The sequence below is a fragment of the Ruegeria sp. AA6 genome, assembly GCF_056542865.1.
This window is the reverse complement of the sequence record NZ_JBQGAN010000043.1, coordinates 1-17,569: the sequence shown is the minus strand read 5'-3', so window position 1 is coordinate 17,569 and position 17,569 is coordinate 1. Positions and strand designations below refer to the sequence as shown.

15 protein-coding genes and 1 pseudogene are annotated in these 17,569 nt (G+C 53.1%); 9 read left to right on the top strand and 7 right to left on the bottom strand.

What is annotated here, in order from left to right; genetic code table 11:
* Nucleotides 1-213 precede the first annotated feature (213 nt).
* Nucleotides 214-420: a helix-turn-helix domain-containing protein gene (locus ACR0LN_RS22945; RefSeq protein ID WP_480433006.1), complete on the bottom strand. Its 207-nt coding sequence runs from the start codon at nucleotides 418-420 to the stop codon at nucleotides 214-216.
* A gap of 180 nt (nucleotides 421-600) precedes the next feature.
* Nucleotides 601-1,434, bottom strand: a complete 834-nt coding sequence (locus tag ACR0LN_RS22940; RefSeq protein ID WP_480433004.1) for a hypothetical protein — start codon at nucleotides 1,432-1,434, stop codon at nucleotides 601-603.
* A gap of 1,064 nt (nucleotides 1,435-2,498) precedes the next feature.
* Here ACR0LN_RS22940 and ACR0LN_RS22935 point away from each other — a divergent pair.
* Entirely contained in the window at nucleotides 2,499-2,876 is a 378-nt protein-coding gene (locus tag ACR0LN_RS22935; protein ID WP_480433003.1) for a SnoaL-like domain-containing protein, read from the top strand.
* 88 nt (nucleotides 2,877-2,964) lie between these two features.
* Nucleotides 2,965-3,810, top strand: coding sequence for a universal stress protein (locus ACR0LN_RS22930; RefSeq protein ID WP_480433002.1), 846 nt, complete (start codon nucleotides 2,965-2,967; stop codon nucleotides 3,808-3,810).
* Nucleotides 3,811-3,909: 99 nt separating this feature from the next.
* Here ACR0LN_RS22930 and ACR0LN_RS22925 read toward each other — a convergent pair whose 3' ends face one another.
* Nucleotides 3,910-4,455 (bottom strand): flavodoxin domain-containing protein, encoded by a 546-nt coding sequence (locus ACR0LN_RS22925; protein ID WP_480433000.1) that lies wholly within the window; start codon nucleotides 4,453-4,455, stop codon nucleotides 3,910-3,912.
* Nucleotides 4,456-4,782: 327 nt separating this feature from the next.
* Entirely contained in the window at nucleotides 4,783-6,087 is a 1,305-nt protein-coding gene (locus ACR0LN_RS22920; RefSeq protein WP_480432999.1) for a ferredoxin reductase family protein, read from the bottom strand.
* A 280-nt stretch (nucleotides 6,088-6,367) separates the two neighbouring features.
* Between ACR0LN_RS22920 and ACR0LN_RS22915 the strand changes: the two genes are divergently transcribed.
* Both ACR0LN_RS22915 and ACR0LN_RS22910 read left to right on the top strand, forming a co-directional pair.
* Nucleotides 6,368-6,871, top strand: coding sequence for an Hsp20/alpha crystallin family protein (locus tag ACR0LN_RS22915; RefSeq protein ID WP_171124661.1), 504 nt, complete (start codon nucleotides 6,368-6,370; stop codon nucleotides 6,869-6,871).
* Between the two features lie 218 nt (nucleotides 6,872-7,089).
* The gene (locus ACR0LN_RS22910; RefSeq protein ID WP_480432998.1) at nucleotides 7,090-8,682 is read left to right on the top strand and encodes a trypsin-like peptidase domain-containing protein; all 1,593 of its coding nucleotides are present in this window, start codon (nucleotides 7,090-7,092) and stop codon (nucleotides 8,680-8,682) included.
* Here ACR0LN_RS22910 and ACR0LN_RS22905 read toward each other — a convergent pair whose 3' ends face one another.
* On the bottom strand, nucleotides 8,683-10,299 hold the full coding sequence (locus ACR0LN_RS22905) for an MFS transporter (protein WP_480432997.1): 1,617 nt from the start codon (nucleotides 10,297-10,299) through the stop codon (nucleotides 8,683-8,685).
* Between the two features lie 43 nt (nucleotides 10,300-10,342).
* The gene (locus ACR0LN_RS22900) at nucleotides 10,343-11,563 is read right to left on the bottom strand and encodes an APC family permease (protein ID WP_480432995.1); all 1,221 of its coding nucleotides are present in this window, start codon (nucleotides 11,561-11,563) and stop codon (nucleotides 10,343-10,345) included.
* Nucleotides 11,564-12,024: 461 nt separating this feature from the next.
* Between ACR0LN_RS22900 and ACR0LN_RS22895 the strand changes: the two genes are divergently transcribed.
* Together ACR0LN_RS22895 and ACR0LN_RS22890 are read left to right on the top strand one after the other, a co-directional pair.
* Nucleotides 12,025-13,605: a Na/Pi cotransporter family protein gene (locus ACR0LN_RS22895; protein WP_480432994.1), complete on the top strand. Its 1,581-nt coding sequence runs from the start codon at nucleotides 12,025-12,027 to the stop codon at nucleotides 13,603-13,605.
* Between the two features lie 160 nt (nucleotides 13,606-13,765).
* Nucleotides 13,766-14,173 (top strand): c-type cytochrome, encoded by a 408-nt coding sequence (locus ACR0LN_RS22890; protein WP_480432992.1) that lies wholly within the window; start codon nucleotides 13,766-13,768, stop codon nucleotides 14,171-14,173.
* A gap of 15 nt (nucleotides 14,174-14,188) precedes the next feature.
* On the opposite strand, the gene ACR0LN_RS22885 is transcribed toward ACR0LN_RS22890, so the two are convergent.
* Nucleotides 14,189-15,346, bottom strand: a complete 1,158-nt coding sequence (locus tag ACR0LN_RS22885; protein ID WP_480432991.1) for a cation:proton antiporter — start codon at nucleotides 15,344-15,346, stop codon at nucleotides 14,189-14,191.
* Nucleotides 15,347-15,546: 200 nt separating this feature from the next.
* Between ACR0LN_RS22885 and ACR0LN_RS22880 the strand changes: the two genes are divergently transcribed.
* The 3 genes and pseudogenes from ACR0LN_RS22880 to ACR0LN_RS22870 form a co-directional block, all read left to right on the top strand.
* Complete coding sequence (locus tag ACR0LN_RS22880; protein WP_171124650.1) at nucleotides 15,547-15,996, top strand: phasin family protein; 450 nt, start codon at nucleotides 15,547-15,549, stop codon at nucleotides 15,994-15,996.
* Between the two features lie 57 nt (nucleotides 15,997-16,053).
* A complete protein-coding gene (locus tag ACR0LN_RS22875) occupies nucleotides 16,054-16,461 on the top strand; it encodes a universal stress protein (RefSeq protein WP_480432990.1) in 408 nt (135 codons plus the stop codon).
* 555 nt (nucleotides 16,462-17,016) lie between these two features.
* Nucleotides 17,017-17,136, top strand: a pseudogene (locus ACR0LN_RS22870) (IS3 family transposase); the annotation flags it as partial.
* Between the last annotated feature and the right edge of the window lie 433 nt (nucleotides 17,137-17,569).

Here is a 17,569-nt window from a genome sequence, read left to right as displayed (position 1 = left end):
GCTTTGACAAAGGCCAGCGTCAATGAAACGGGGCTCTGGCTAGTCATCGGGATTACGTTCCTTTGGACATGTCAGGTCTCGGGTGAACGGGTGTGGACAGGAGGTCCGATTCGGGAAAAGCGTAGCACAAAAAGTTAGAAACTTACGGGCAGGCCCTCTTCCCGAAATGCACATAACGCATTGAGAAAAATGGACATTAATGGTCACGATTGCCTACCAGCAGTGTGCCTGCCGGTAAGCAGCATGTGCTGCCGGATCAATGCGGATGAGGCGTCCGCCGGGGCCGACCCGAATAACCTCAAGCAGGCCTGACGCAATCGCACGGCGCACCGTCTTCTCGGAGCAATTGTCCAGTTCAGCGACGTCTTTCATCGTCAGAAGCTGGCGGGGTCGGCTCTTCTTGGAAGTGATCTGTGGCATCCTGATGCGCCTCCTTTTGGTCAGAGGCGTTCCGACCCAGTTCCCGTACTGCCTGGGCAGCCAGCAATCGGACCAACTGGTCGATCGCTGCCTCAACCTGCCGGTGCGCGTGGTCGTCAGAAGGGGATATGGTAGGAACGCGTGTCATGCCATGACCATGACAACGCGGGCTTGCTCATTCTAAGTGTATTGATTGCCGAATATTGGCTCAGCCCAGAACTCCTCAGCCTCTTTGGACTGTGCATTGCGAAAATTATCCCGGTCCCTTCGGATCGTTTCTCCGCTCAATTCCTGAACCGGATCGGTAATCATCTTCACGACAGCTTGGACGAACTCAATTAACAGACCCTGGCGCTGCCCACCTGGGCGACCATCGGAGTACGTTGTGATGCCGAGATCACGGCCTGTACCGCACCAAGTGTAGAAACAGGACTCCACGATATACTGGCGGCGTTTGTCGCTCGAAAATCGCTTATCACTAGGTGACATATCCGCAGCAGTGCCGGGCGTCTCCAGAATGCGTTGAATGGCATCGACGACATCCTGAGTAAGTGTCGTTGCGGTCTCAAGCTTGTCGAGGAGCTGGGGAAGAAGGTTTGCGTCCTCAGGCGTCGACGCGAAATAAGTCGAAAGCGAGCTCAACGCGTTCCGGAGTTCTTGGGGAGCAATGGATCGCCTTTTGGCATTCCGCAAAAGTTGCTTGAGGTGCGTTTGACCTCGTTCAATCGCTTGCGAGCGTCGGACCTCGGTCAGATTGATTGCAATGTCGTCATCGTTGTTTAGGCAGTGACCAAGCATTGCGGACAAGTCGCGCACAAGCGTTGTTGGCAGATCAAACTGGTCGCACAAGCCCCCGATCATGTCTTCGGTAAGTGCGCCTTGTTCTCCATAACTGCCAAGCTTCCATGACATAGAGGACTTGATCCCATCCATGTGCGGGTAGACGGAATAGTCACCTTCGGTATCTGCAACGTCTCGTTTGCCCTTCAGACCGCTGTCCGCGTTAGCGCTCATGTTGTTCTCCGTTTGGGACACTCCGTAGTCGGGTCACACGTCCAATAGCCGACGCACATCACGGCAATACTGATTGCTGAGAAATCGTGCTAGTTGAGACGAGGCAACCGCTCCAAAAGTTGCACACAAATAAGAGAACGGAAAGAGAACTATTTAGTCCCGGGTCTGTGTCGAGCCGCTGACCCGAACCGCCTGCGCTATTGGTGGGCTGCGGCGCTTCGGGTCAGCTAAGGTTTGTACAACTTGCGGCCGCGCGAAACACAAAGATCCCCAAAAAAAGCAGATCAATACACTTAGTCAGCAAGAGCGCAAAATCGGACGTTCCGGGCCGGGATGGGTCTCCCCGTCTCCGTTGCGTCCGGTTTATTCTTGCCGCTTTCCCTGGCAAACGATCAAAAAAAGCGGTGACCACGGTGTGTTCACGACCGGCCACCAATTGTGAACTATGGTTCGGGGACTACCCCATCCCGCACCGACGCGGCTCCTTCTGGCCCGGTGCAGAAACGCGACTACGGAACCCACCGGTCGACGTATGTCTTGAGACACTCATCGGACCGGGGACCGCCGAGACCGTACGCGGTCAAAGCGGGGCAGGTGAGAAGCCTGCGGGGAAGCGGCTGGCCTCCGACAAAAGGCATCGCGCGGATACGAACCTGAAAGCGAAGGGCCTTCTCCCGCAAGACCGGGGAGAAGGAGCGGGGGCCGGATATTGTCTGGCAAGCAAGGGCGAAGATGTGTTTTTGGTAAAAACGGCCGTGGCAATCGCCTCAGCACTTCCTCTTGTATACCATTACATCTCCATGGCAGCTTTAGGTTGCAACCAGCCGCCAATGCACGGTCGCACTGACTAAAAACCAAATAGCAACTGCGACACTAGCGTGCTGACGCTGTCCGCCTTTCCTGCAGATTGATGCGAATGTGGCGCTGTATTAAGTGTGTTACTTCTGGCTGAGCAGAGTTGAGTACGAATCGGCCTCATTGCATTTCCCCTTGTGCTCATTGATCCGTGTCAAGATTTGCGCGGGCAAGAAGTGGTACAGTCAACGGTAATTCAGGGGGGGCTCATGGAAGAGTTGATTGAAATCGGAAGATCATTCGTTCAGGCCATGCGTGAGCGCAGGGGCCTTGGAAGTGTTGATGAGATGTATGCCGAAAACGCGCAGTCGATAGAGGCTGTTGTGCCTCCGGTTCGACAATTCCGCGTAACAAAGGGTCGAGAAGCCATCAAGGGAAAAAGAGAGGATTGGTTGGCGTCGCATGAAATCCAAGAACTAGAAGTGGATGGCCCCTACGTCCACCCACCCAACCGCTTTGGAGTGCGCTTCAGAGCTGAAGTGATTCAGAAGGCTACGGGTGAGCGTATGACCCTGCGCGAGATCGCAGTGTATTCGGTGGCGGACGGCAAGATTGTGCTGGAAGAGTTCTTCATGCTGCCGAAGTAAGGGGAGCGACCAACAACATTGTCTCTTCGTTGGTTTAATCCGTGCGCACGGCTCTCGGGCAAATTGAAATTCCGGACGGAGGTCGGGAATGCAACACAGAACAGTGGCATATTACGTAGGAATTGATACTGACGACGCGTCGATTTTGAAATGCGCTGAAAGTTCCCGTAACCAGAACAGTCACTTGAATTGCGTGTTGATCGCGGACTTACCCAACCTGCCTTACCTAAAGTATGGATCAAACAGGTTCGTTGAGGCGGGTCTTCCTTCAAACTGGTTGGATGCTCTCAACGAAAAAAATGCCGCCTTGAAGTCCCGCGCCACAGAAGTTGAAGCGCTCCTGGTCGGGCAGGGCGTATCTGCAAATGTAATTGCCTTTATGGGATCTGGAGCAGAGTTAAAGCATCTTGTGGCTGGCCAAGCCAATAGCTCTGATATCGCTTTTCTAGACGCTGAGTTGCGAAAATATCCCGATTTGTTTCATAAGATCGCCTACGGAGTATTATTCCATTCGCCGGTAGCCCTGATGATAAACGGAGATCCGTTTGCCCAACGCGACTGCATTTTTTTGGCATGGAATGATAGTCTGCCTGCGTCTAGGGTTGCGCATTTAGCCTTACCCATTCTTCTGGCGGCCAACGAAGTTGTGATTGGGTGTTTTGATTTGCCGTCGCCTGATGACGTAGAAGGTCTAGTGCCCGGAACTGACCTAGCTGGATGGCTTAGCCATCACGGTTGCACCGTGACCGTGTCGCAGTTTCCGTGCGGCGGGAATTCAATTGAAGACTGCATTCAGGAACGCGCACGAGAACTGGGGGCCGACCTCGTTGTTATGGGCGCTTACGTGCATTCCCATTTGCGTCAGTCGGTATTTGGGGGAACGACGCAAGCAATGTTGGAGCAGACAAGTTTGCCAGTGCTATTCGGGCACTGATGAAGAAAGCTGGCGATTGTGATTTGCTGGGATAGGCGGCTCTATGCGTTCATCGGGTAATACGGGAACAGCCAGTTGTTATTGGGTACTCGCTTGAGGTTAAAGTTGATTTGCCCGACCGGTTCCGCCAAGAAAATCTATCACAATTGACGTCAGTTCATCCCAGTCAGTAAATTCCCGCACCCCATCTTGTGGATCGATTTTTCGACCAAGCAAGACAACGTGCTTAAGGATCTCCCTCTCAAAATACCCGTAGTTTTCCGGCTTCACTGCGCCTGCGACCAACGCCGTTGCATCTGGTTCAAAACCTGTTCGCATTAGCATTTCGTTGAGATAGTCGCGCGCTTCTTCTCGACCTGACACGAAAGCAGCTTTTAGACCGATGGAAAGCACGAGAGACTTTCGTTTCATTAGGGCATCTCTATTTGAAGCGACAAAAGCCTCGAATGACTCGGGGTGTCTACGCTCGTGGACAGGGGCCAGAAGAACAACCTTGACCACATCGTCAAGCGATACGTGGCTGGACATTTCATCGGTATTGATCAGCTTTGCATTGAAACCGGCATTCTTCGCGACACTGCTGATGAAGCGCGCAATCTTTGCTGTCTGGCCTTCAACTGTAGCGAAGGCGATGAGTACGGTCATTCCGATCCTCCCATAAATCGGTCTGAATAGATTGCTGATTATGAATAAGAGGCGTGCTTTGCCCTTGATCTCCATCAAAGGCGTTACTTGGGAGAGTTGTGAAATTCCTTTTCTGTCCACGCAGATCATGTCTTTTGAGTAAGTTCGCGACGACATACATCTCCACGCAAATCAGCCTTTTTCGGCTGATAATTTTGAAGTTAGCCAAGGCTCAATAGTCTGCCTGGTTACCGTAAGGAAAAGGCCAAGACAGCGATGAAGACTATGAAACTGATGCACCAAACTGCGAACTTCACCTGTTTGCGTGTGGGCAGGTTTCTGAGCAGTCTAATCATAGTCAAACCTTTCAGACAAAATCCGGTGGGACGCGGTGCCCCGTGCGATCAGATGATCTTCGACGGCGTCCATCATGGCAGGGGGGCCGCAGAGAACAAAAAGCCAGCTTTCAAATTGTTCAGAAGACAAATTGCGATCCAACAGGGGACCGTCGATCAAGCCTGTCTCTCCGGACCAATCCCTTGGCGGTTCGGATAGAACAAATACTGTTTCTTCTTTGGACAATTCCTGGCGAAAAACAATCTGCTCCTCCACCCGGTTGCCATAGATAAGCTTGAGATCGCGCTGTGTTCTACTCAGTCGAACTTGACGCATAATGCTCAACATGGGCGCGATCCCGACACCACCTGCGATTAAAACAATTCCTGTCTCAGGGCGGTGGCTGATCGACAGATTCCCATGTGGGGCATCCAGATAGACCCGGGTTTGCGGGGCGATCTGTCCGAGACTGCATGTAAAATCCCCAAGTTCCTTTATCAGGAATGAAACTTCGGAGCCTTCGGCTGGTGCCGAACTAATCGAGAATGGGTTCTCGTGCAGCGAGAAAGCACTGTGGCCGACGTTTAGCCAGGCAAACTGCCCTGCTTCGAAGGTTAGTCCGTTGTGACCATCTGGCTTGATGCGCAACTCCCATTGCCTCGGTGTTAGTCGAGACACAGAAGTGACGCGCCACGGCCTTTTCCTCTGACGTAAAGGCCGAACGAGATAGACATACAGCACAGTTCCAACTGCAATACTGGTCAGGGTAAGCCAGAGATACGCCAATAGCGGATGCCCACCGTAGCGCCCAGCATAGACCGTGTGGTGCAACAGCAGGCAAGCAATCACCAAGGCTCCCAGCCCGTGAAAGAGGCGCCATGTCTCGTACTTGTAATCAAGGGATTTACGGGCGATAGCCGAGGCGACCAGAATGAACAGTAAAAAATATGCGCCGATGCCCGATACCAGCGCTGAAAAGTCGGTCGAAATCGTAATTTGATTTGTTTCATCCCACGGTCGGCGTCCGCCAGAAGGCGTACCCTGATACAGAAGCGGGTGTATCAGCGCAAAGCCGAGTGCTGTACGCGCCATCAACTGATGCACCCGCATGGTCACATCCATACCCAAGCCGGAAGAGATGAACCTGAACCGCCCAGACAGCAGGAACTCGACTAAGATTATTGAAAACGCAAGCATTCCAAGCCCGGACGCGAGCTCTTGATGAAAGGATCGTGGTGGCCATCCCAGAGACCAAGAAAAACCCAAGGGAGCCAAGATCAGCAAAACGTAAATCAGCGCCAGATAAAGCCATTTCATACGGTTTCGCTCCACTGTGCTAAAGCTAAGCAGCTCGGGCTCATTCAAAATAAACGCTAGGCTGACCTGGGGTTCCGATCAAGACTACTGAGATTGGTGTTAAATCCACCACGACATGGCAAGCTTGGTGGGCGATGTTTCCCGATTCTGTTCGTTCAACCGGTGCGTGCGATCTGGCGAAGGATGAGGTTGCATGCTTGCGCAAGATCAAGGTCCTTGACGGCTTTTTCTGTCATAATGTTGCGCGCGCGAAATCAGACCAAAGGAGGAGGCTCAAAAAATGCTAGAAGACAAAAAATCCCCGCAACTTTTCACTGGAACGCATCCGCTCTCCGACAACTTTCGGCGTGAAATGGAAACCCTGATGTCGCGTTTTTTCGGGGGAGGATCACCTTTCCTACCAATGGAAACGGCTGCGCAACGCACGGGTTTTCCGTCTCTTGACATGACAGGTGCGATTTCACCTGCAATCGATGTCCAAGAAACGGATTCTGCGATTGTCCTGACGGCTGAATTGCCAGGGCTCGAAGAGGATGATGTGGAAATTGAAATCAAGGATCGCAGGCTAATCCTGCGCGGTCAGAAGAAGATTGCGCATGATGAAACGGGCGATCTACGTGTCAGCGAAAGAAGTTATGGCAGTTTTTCTAGAGCCATGTCGCTGCCAGACACTGTGGAAATCGACAAGATTTCAGCTGAATTCGACAAAGGCGTTCTGCACATCGAAATGCCGAAGTCTGAGCCTCAGAATCCAAGCCGTAAGATCAAGGTATCGTCGAAATAGACGGTCTGTTGGCTCGATACCATGCAAAAAAATGCCAATGCAGAGGGTCGATCATGGATCGGCCTTCTTAGAGTTGCGGCCTGATAAGTGTCTTTGGTTGAATCCGGGCAGGTATCGCAAGTGTTTGTATAAATGCGTTTTTGTACATTCGCACCAGGCCATGGGTTTGGTGTTGCAGCGTGGTAGAATGCCCTCACGCGTTTGGATAGGGGGCCATAATGCGAAAACCAGAAGCGAGTAGCATTACATCCTCAGGAAATGCTGGTGAAGGTGAGGTGCGGGCCTTTCTGGAGAGCCTGACCGGACCCTCGCGCGGAAACGTGAACTGGCTTGTAGATAAAACCCTAACGGTTTCAGTTGACAATGGCAGGGTGCTAAACCTTCGACCTAAAGACAACCTGCCTCCCCATGATAACGATATTGCGACCCTACAGTGGGCTGACGACGGTTACACAATAACCGCATCGGTAGGGCGCAATGTATGGGTAAATGGACAAAAAACCTCATCGGCGTCTCTTAACCATGGCGACATGATCGAGTTTGGCGAAATGGGTCCTATGTCTCGATACAGGTTGTGCGATCACTCATTTCCCGCGCACCATACAGTCGAGGATATCCTCAGTGATGCATATGCTTACACCCGAACGAGCCGTCGACCTTTCGCTAAAAAGATGTCTGGTGCCCTGCGCGATAGTGGGCGGCGGCTTGCCTCTCAAACGACGATATTGTTCAGGATCACAGTTCTTTCGACGCTTCTTGTGATCGCGGGGTTTGGGTACCTGCTTTACCAAAACGACCGGCGCTTGGCGGATAGTATTGAACAGGAGTCCCGCAAGATTGAAGCGGTCGCAGTTATGCTCGCTCAGACGCGAGAAGACGCGCTTACGCCTGATGACTTGGCTTCGTTGCGTGACGCTTTTGAGAACCAGGTTTTGTCGACCGAGCAGCGTCTTGGAACCTTGGAGCAACGGGCGGGGGCACCCACACGGGTGATAGCTGCCTCCACTCGATCTGTAGCTTTCCTTCAGGGGGCTTATGGATTGCGCCACGTGGAAAGCGGGAAGATATTGCGGCACGTTTTGGGACCGAACGGAGAAAACCAGAGGACCCCGTTTGGCCAGCCTTGGATAGAACCGGACGGGACCGGCGAACCTGCAGAATTTCAGTTCACCGGAACAGGGTTTTTGATTGCTGGGGTGCCATTGATGGCCACCAACCGCCATGTCGCTTTGCCCTGGACCTCGGGGAACCGAGAGAAAGCGCTGAGCGACGCTGGTCTTGAGCCAGAGATGTTGAAGCTGCTGGCCTATTTGCCTGATCAGACGAAACCAATAGAGGCGCGTTTGGTCCGGTTCAGTGAAGCGGCAGACTTGGCGATTTTGGCAGTTGAGCCAAGCCGCGTTCAGGACCTCGGCCTTCCTTTGGCGGATGCCACGTCGCGCGTCGGTGAAGAGCTTTATCTGTTGGGATATCCAACGGGTTTGAAAGCTTTGATCGCGCAGGCTGGTCCGAGCTTTCTAGAGGAACTGGAGGCAGAAGGAACGATGAACTTTTGGTCGATAGCGTCCCGGCTTTCCGCTCAAAGCAAGATTCACCCGCTAGCAAGCCGGGGGATCGTTGCGCGGACGAGTGGGAGCGCCATCGTTTATGACGCTGAGACTACGACCGGTGGGAGCGGAGGGCCAGCATTGAATCGGCGGGGCGAGGTAGTTGCCATCAATGCTGCGATCCTGCCCGAGTTTGGTGGTTCAAACATCGGCGTCCCGGTCTCACATCTCAGAGTTCTGCTGGGAGAGGTGGAAAGCCAGTAATCATTCGCTCGTTCGGAAGCGCGAGTTTTGAACGACGAACACTGTAGCCAGTGGAACGATCACTGAGATCACGGCCACAGAGATCAGCAAGTATCCAAGTTGACTATAGTCCGCGGTGGACGTGACCTCACCGGTCTCAGGGTTGGTGACAGCGCGCGTGATTACGTACGTCTGGTTGAGGTACTTGGTGCTGAGGCTGCTGGCCGACAATGCCATGTTTGTGAACGATGCCATCACGGCAAAAAAGGTCGCTTTCAATTGAACTGGGGCATTGCGTGCGATCCAAGCCAACATCGGGACCATGGCAATCTGCCCAAGCGGCGATTCAACCGCTGTATCAAGAATGGCAATGAACCTTGCGTCGACAACTCCGCCGGTATGCGCCGCCGTCCATTCATGTACACCGTAGTAGAGGGCAAGGTTGGGCAGTGCGAGAACGCCCGCGGCGATCGTCAGCAATACTACCACATGCGCAATGGAGCGATTGGCCATAAACGGCCGGAGAACGATTAACCCCAGCAACGCCAGCAGCGAAGTTAACAGAGCCAGAATTGCTAGGAATTGTTCATCGAACCCCAGTTCATCGATTTCAAACCAAGTCAGGCCTGGTCCCGGCAGAGGAACGGCACGGAAAACAAAAATGATTGTCGCTGTCCCGATTAAGGCTTTGGCTTGGGCCGGTTCCAACTCTTTGAGCAGGCGCGACATGAGGTACAAGATTACCGCCAGGGAAACCGCAAAGACTGTTTCCTGCGCAAATTCGAAATCAGCGGTTCCCAGCACGATGCTAAGCACAACGAATGCCAGGCCGCCCAGCAATATGGACCATTTGACTTCGGTGACTTCATCCGGTGTGTAGGGCGGGTGGCCCGATCTTATACGCTGACGCTGGATCAAGCTGTGAAGGACGACGCCGCTTACGGACAATACAGGGATAGCCAGAGCTATCAGGTAAACTTGGCCATAAAGTGCAAGACGATCGGGCTTTTGCAAGTCCTCTTTTCCAGAGAAAATCCAGATGTTTACAGCCGCAACCGCGGCAAACCCTGAAATAATGGAAACTCTGCCCAAGGTTTGCATCGTCGTGTGCTGAGCACGGGTTTCTTCAGGCGAAAATGGTAGGCCGTTTGGGTCAACCTTTGGCACCGCCTCAACCGTCATGGCGTCGGCAACAACGTCCTGAATGGCATAGCCCGAAGGCGCCAATAGCAACGCGACGACATACCAGTCTTCCAGTGGCATAATGGACGCCATTTGCACGGGAGCGGTCACAAGCCCATACATTGTGAGCAAAGAGAATGTGATCAGGGATGCGCCGAACAGAATCAGCAGGGACTTCCAGCGCCAGAACAGGTCTACGACATGGCCAAGCGGCATTTTGAGGATCCAAGGGATACCGGCCCAAAACGCGAGTCCTGCAACGAAAGAGGCGGATAAATCGAGGTAATCTTTCAGGAAAAAAGCGCCGACGACCGAGGTCAGGCCGGACACGCCGGCCGCAAAATAGACCATCAATGGCGGCAGATAGGACCATTGCAGCTGCTGAACTAGATCCACAAACGTTCTATGCCACCAGGCCGAGAGTTTTGATCCTATGGAAGTTTGGTCAGTCGTCATATGCCGTGGTAGCTCGTGGAAGCCTTTGGGTCGTTGTATTTAGTTAGAGAAATCCAGATCCGAAAAGCAATGCACTGGTGATCACCCCAAGGATCGGTACCATAAGAGGAACGCGGAAGTGCTTGGCAGCCTCGTCCGGCTGCATCTTCAGCAGGATCAGAGAAATGTTGACAAGTACAAAGACACCCAGAACGATCTGGGATGTGCGCTCTGCCAGAGTACCAATCGGTAAAGTTTGAGTCAGCAGTACGATGATCGCCACGACCAGCAAAGTAGCAACTACTGGTGTCTGCGTTGCTTCAGGGACTATCGCCAGAACCTTCGGCAAATGGTCACGGTCAGCTAGTCCGTAGATCACCCGCGAGGCCATGATCATCTGGATCAGTACTCCGTTGACTGTCGCCACAATCGCGACTGCGGAAAAGCCCTGTTTAATCACCTCGGGGGCGTTTGAAAACACAAGCGCGAGGGGTGCTGCGGACGTCGAAAGAACATCGATCGGAACAACAAGTAGAACGGTCATTGAGGTTCCAAGATACAACACGGTCGCCAGAACGAGCGTTAGCATAATCGCTTTTGGGATGGTGCGCACAGGGTCTTTAACCTCTTCAGCGACATTGGCCATGTCCTCAAAGCCAACAAATGCAAAGAAGGCGAGAAGTGATGCTGCGAAAATGCCTCTCCACGCGTCGAGTTCCAGCGGCGGAAGCATCGAACTGATCCCATATCCCTGCGGATCTTGGATCGACATGCCCCAGCCAATCACAAAAAGAAGACCTGCGATCTCAATGATCGTGATGACAGCCGCGACAAAGACCGACTCAGTGATCCCCCAAAGCGCGATTAGACCCATGATCAAAACAACACTGATAGTCAAAATAGGGATCGCAAAACCGGTCAAAGCGTGAAGGTATGATGCTGCGCCAATTGCAACGGCAGAAGCGGAGATAACGCCCGAGGCTGCCACCGCGAGCCCAACGAAAACCGCCATCCAGTTTTTCCGAAATCCCGCCTCAACATAGGCTGCTTCACCTGCGCTGACAGGAAATCGAGTTGCGAGTTCTGCATACGAAAGCGCGGTGAGTGATACGACGAGCGCAGCTACAACGAACGACAACGCCGCAAACGGTCCGGCAATGTCTGCTGTTGCACCGACTAAAACGTAAATGCCCGCTCCGACCGTTACCCCAAGGCCATAAAGCGTGAGCAACGGGTTAGTAAGGGCCCGTCTGAGTTTCTGTTCGTTTGGATCAACAGAGTTCATAAGTGATTTCCGCCAACTGCCCATTCCGAACGTCGTCAGTGGCGTCCTTCTCTTTTTGTCTCGATTGGCGCAGCGACTTAATCCTTTGGTCAAAGCTGCACCGAATGCCTTGTGTCTCAACGTCTGGGCGCATTGGGCGCCAATCAACTAACTGGGGGCTCGCCATCACTCCTGCCGAGCCCCCGTGGGTGGAACCTCCACTCCTTCAAAATTCCGTTCACCTTTGTGATTACTTGGGGACAGGACAGTGAACGTAGAATATGTTGAAACATTCGAATTTCACTATGTAATTCATGTTGGTGCTTTGATCTATGTCAATCAACTCGCGGCGTCGGGTCTGCGAGGCTGAACGCAAACCAACTGTCGTTTGTCGTCGAACTTAAAGGCAAAGCAAACGTGTTAGGCGGTGTGAGATTTAGGGTGGAAAGCTATTCGTGATGTTTTGGAACCTGTTACCAGCCTTGGGCGGCATCGGCCTGTTCCTTGTCGGAATGCTGTTGATGACGGACGGATTGAAGGCTTTGGCAGGGGCGCGACTGCGGGATATTTTGGGCCGGTTCACGTCGACACCGTTTACCGGGGCCGTAACAGGCGCGGTCACGACTGCTGCAATCCAATCTTCCAGTGCGACCACCGTTGCGGCCGTCGGATTTGTCGCGTCTGGTCTGCTCACGTTTCCCCAAGCGCTTGGGATCATCTTTGGGGCCAATATCGGAACGACCATGACAGGTTGGCTCGTCGCGCTCTTGGGGTTCAAGTTAGACTTGGGGCAAGTGATGTTGCCAGTTGTTTTTATTGGAGCTTTGCTGGCGCTTTCGGGAAGAAAAACAGTTTCCGGCCTCGGACTGGCGTTGGCCGGGTTCAGTTTGATTTTCATTGGGATCGAGCAGCTCAAGTCCGGGCTTGACGCGTTTCGCGGCGTAGTTACCCCTGCCGATTTTCCGCCAGATACACTGCTAGGCAGGCTGAAGCTTGTATTGATCGGCGTCCTGATAACGATGGTGACGCAGTCTTCGAGCGCTGGCGTCGCGACAGCATTGGCTGCGTTAAGCGCTGGTGCTGTGAACTTCCCTCAAGCGGCGGCACTTGTCATTGGAATGGACGTGGGGACGACTTTCACCGCTGTTCTGGCCACCTTTGGTGGGGGCACTATGGCTCGCCGCACCGGTTTTGCTCATGTGATCTACAACGTGATGACGGGTATAATGGCATTTTTCCTGCTGGGGCCGTTTACTTCGGTCTTTGTTAGCGGGGCGGGGGCAGGAAATTCTCTGACTGCGCTTGTCGCGTTCCATAGTTTCTTCAACGCCATAGGCGTGGCGCTGATCTTGCCGTTCGCGAAACCCTTCGCCAGATTTGTCGAGGCGCTCGTACCCGACAGAGGTGCTGAGTTAACGAGATCTTTGGATCCTCTCGTCCTCGGGACGCCGGAAATAGCTGTGGATGCAGCAAAAGCTGCAGTCGAACGTATTGTAAGGGCCGAAGTGGCGCACCTTCGGTCATGTATTGAGGTATCGCAGTCAAGCGGAGCCGACTATAGGCGGGAGAACATTGAAACTGCTGTATCCGAAGCGCGCTCGTACCTAGACAAGATAGAATCGTCCAGCAGGTCCGATGTAGAGTTATCCAACATCAAGGGTATGTACCATATCCTCGATCATCTTGACCGGCTGCTTTACCGGTGTAGCCAAGATGATCGGATAAGCGAGTTACCAAATGACCGGCGTTTGAAACGGCTTGCTTCGGTGATGATTGCAGCAACTGATGGTTACTTGGAAGTCGACAATCCAGTGAAGTGTGAAAGTTCGCTGAACCGCGTTCGCCGTTTTCTGCGGCGACAGAGGAAACTTCGCAGAGACTTGCTCATCTCCGACGCTGCGACTGACAGTCTGCCGGATGAAGTGGTCTGGGCTCGCTTGGATGCCCTCAGATGGTTGCATCGCGTGTCTTATCACCTCTGGCGAATTCGTTGGCATTTGAACGCATTGGAAGGTGTGCCGTCTGGGCGCAAGGGTGGTGGGGTCGATGACGAGGTGGCGTAGTTGGAGGCCGGGCTGGATTAGATTCGGCACGCGCTCAAACGCTATTTGACTGAAACGCCAATGTTCGTACTGGTGCGAACAACATGAGCAAGGTCAAAGACGTTCCCTAGCTACACCGTTTAATAAGATCTTCATCCGGGGCAGCGAATTGGAGGAGCATATGCAGATTGTTCGCGGGATTTTACTGGCACTGTTATTCACGGGGCCTGCACTAGCGCAGGAGGTCAGCGTCAGTGAGGGAAGTGATTTGTACCGGACGTATTGCTGGCAATGTCACGGTTTCGAAGCGACCGGAGACGGACCAATGGCCGAAATGCTGGCTATTCGAACACCCGACCTAACCAAATTGGCGGGCGAAAACGACGGTGTGTTTCCGATAGTTCGCATAGCTGAACAGATTGATGGTCGTTCACAATTGCTCGCCCATGGCGGCGAAATGCCAATCTTTGGCGCGGTGTTTGAGACAGACCAACAAATCGCAGTGGCTCTACCTAATGGGCAACCTATGATGGTAGGCCTGCCGTTGGCGAATTTGCTCGCCTTCCTTGAGTCGATCCAGTCTGAATAGTCACTGACCAATCTGCTAGTCCGTGTCAGCCGTGCGTTTGATTGACATGAGAGTCAGTGGCGGCCCCAACACCTCGAAGACCACAGTACTGGCTAGAGTAAAGGCCATGATCGACGCGGCCCAATGCGGAAATTGTTCTCCAGCTACAAGGGCCATACCTACCGCGACACCAGCCTGTGGCAACAAAGCGGGACCGTACCAGCGGGTCTGACGGCGAGGCAGGCCGCCCAGTTTTGCTCCGCAGTAACCTCCGACAAGGCGGGCCACGGCACGCAAGAATAGGAAAAGAGCACCAGCCCAGCCCATCAAACCGAAGGCTTCAATTTCCAACGTGGCGCCAGCCAGTAGGAAGAACAAAATCATGAACGGCCACTGAATATGTTCGATCTCGTGAAAAGCACGATCATGATGGCGGGCAAGATTCCCGATCACTGCGCCCGCAACCATGCCTGCGACCAAGAATGAAACCTCCAGCCAAAGCGCGAGGCCCGCTGTAAAAAAGACTATTCCCACTGCTTCTGCCTGCATTGGCTCTCCCGGTTTCAAGCGGCCAGTCAGGTAAGCGGATGGCACGCCTAGTGCGGAACCCAACAAAATAGCCCCTCCGAAATCCCAAATCGCCGTGGTCGTGACTGTGGCCCAACCATCCGAATGACCGGCCAGAACTAAGGCGATGCTGAAAACTAACAGACCCCAAGCGTCATCAATTGCGACGACGCCCTTTAATGTCTCGGTGAAGCTGTTGGACACCCCAGATTGATTGATCACGTCTGTCATTGCGGCCGGAGCTGTAGCCGTAGCAATTGCCGCCAGCACCAACGCCAACCCGAAGGGTACGCCAATTGCGGTCAGTCCGGCAGACACAATAACAAGGGTTGCCACCACGATTGAAACCGAAATCGTCAGAATGGCTCGGCCATGTTGGACCAGGTTCTCGCGAGTCAAAGATCCTCCAAGAAGAAACGCGACCATCGTCAAGGCCACAATGGATATCTCGTCGAACCACATTGCAACGTCGAGTGGGATCAACCCCATTCCGGCGTTCCCGGCGATCAGACCGAGGAAAAGCAAGGTTGTAACACGAGGAAGATGCGTGGCCCGACCAAATTGATCGGCCGCCAATCCGGCAAGGAAGAGGACACCAAGGGTAATCAGAAAGCCGGCAACGTGCATAGAAAACCAAGCGTTAAGTTCTTGTCTAGATTACTCTAACTCCAACCCTGCCTGCTAGGAACCGGTGTCGGAGAGAATGCGAGCGCCCTGTCGCGGTCTAAGCCGAGAGTGCTAAAGATAAGGGTAATTGATCTGTATTAAGGCGAAAGCATGCCGCAGGTGGCACAATAGCTTATTCAGGAAATGAGGAGGAATTTTCGATGCCGAGAAAGAAATCTAGCACAAATAGCCCGACCTCACTTGTGGATGTTTTCAAGCAAATGCAGCCGCCCATGTCTGGTAATCCGGCCTTCGGTGCCCAGATCGAACAGTTTTGGGACGCACAAGAAAAATTGCTCGAAGAAACAGAGGCCTTTGCACAGCATTGGTTCGAACGGCGTCATGAGGCGGTCCGAACGGCTCTAAAAGCTGCACGCAATGTGTCTTCCGCGCACCCGTCCGATCCCTCTAAAGCCGTTCAGAGCATGGCGGAGTGGCAGCGCCATTCGGCGGAGCGGTTGGTTGCTGACGCTCAGGAATGGTTCGAAACCGTGTCCCGTTGTGCATCTTATGTCGCTGAAACCGAAGCTGAAGCTGTTGAGAAAACAGTTGATGAGGTTGTAGCCGCTACAAAGAGCGCGGGGAAATCTTCAAAGTCCGAGCCTGTATAGGTTTCCTGCTGCCGAGGAACCAAACTGGAATCATCGGAGCAGTAGATAGGAGGTCAAATGTACAAGAATATCCTGATCCCGGTTGCTCTGGACCAAGAACACGACACACAAGCGTCGTTTGAAGCCGCGCGCCAATTGGCTGATGCGGACGCTGTATTCACCGTGATACACGTCCAAGAACCAATTCCGGCGTATGTAGGGTCTCAGATTCCCAGCGAAGTACTTGCCAATACGCGGCATGAAATCCTGGAAAACCTGCATCAAACTGCTTCTGAAATTCCAGGCGCGAAGGCTCGGCTCATCTCTGGGCACGCGGGTAGGGCTATTGTCGACTTCGCAAATGAGAGCGATGCGGATTGCATCGTCTTGGCTTCGCACAAGCCTGGTTTTGAGGACATATTTTTAGGTTCCACTGCAAACAGAGTCGTGCATCACGCCAGGTGCTCGGTTCATGTAATTCGTTGAGCCAATGTTAGCGGTGTGGCTTCCTTTTTGAGTGGCTCGATACTTAGTGAGCCAAATCAGATCAAGAGAATTGACCGCTGAGCCAAAGAACCCTTGGACTGCAGCTTGCCTGCGGTTTCGAATTAATTAGAACGCTGGATTTCTTTATTGTGAAGAGCAGTTGCTGGTCGGTCGCTTGGACGCTTTCGACACTTGGGTTGCTTCGGAGCATCAGATTGTGTTTCGAGATGTAGTCTACTTTCCTTTTCTTCGAAGGACGGTTGTTCGATGAAGGCCAAATCCTGCTCCCGCAACCAAGAAAGTAAGGCCTCTGCGCGGTAATCCGCTTGAGGCTTTTTTGTGTTCGGATTCATAATCCATCTTGAATCTCCTATCATCGGGCAAACTGAGAATAATAAGAACCCACTACCTTCAGAAGCAGCAAGGCCTCATTTGACAATGTGATGCGCTTGGGTTTCCGGTCTTCGCTTTTGGCTGCTGGGCGGCTCCATAGTCCTCGCTCGAGAATTAGGTCGACCCATTTCAAGCTGAGAACCTCCCCGCGCCGCGCGCCTGTACCGCCGTTTGGGAATCCGGTTGGCGAGAGAAGGCTTTGAGGTGAACCACAAGAAGCTCTTTCGGCTCTATCGCGAGGAAGGGCTGCCACCGCGCCGCAGGCGCTCACGCAAGCCAGCCTAGTACCAGCCGTTTACATTAATCTCAACCGCGCCACCCAGCCTGCCTCGCTGGAACTACGCAAAGGCTCCGCTTAGAAGGCGTTGACCGCAGCCTAATCACAAGAAGGAAACAGGAACGGATTCTACATCCAGACCGGCCGGATCAAGGGGCTGGGTCATCCTCTACACCAGTGCTGCGTTTGAGGCTTCGATCTTGTGTTCGCAATTCTCTGCTTTGTGATCCCCAAACACAGCGATGCGCTAAATAAGATAGGATGGCTTGTGTCGATGCGGTGATTGACTATGGCTTGGTCAGCACGATGACACTTGTCGGTTTATCCGAACGCTCTTTGGATGCCGGAAACTTCATTTCCTAAAGGTAAGATACAAGAAGCTACTTGGTTAATACCCATCAAGATCAGACTAATTCCGGTCAACATCAAACATATTGA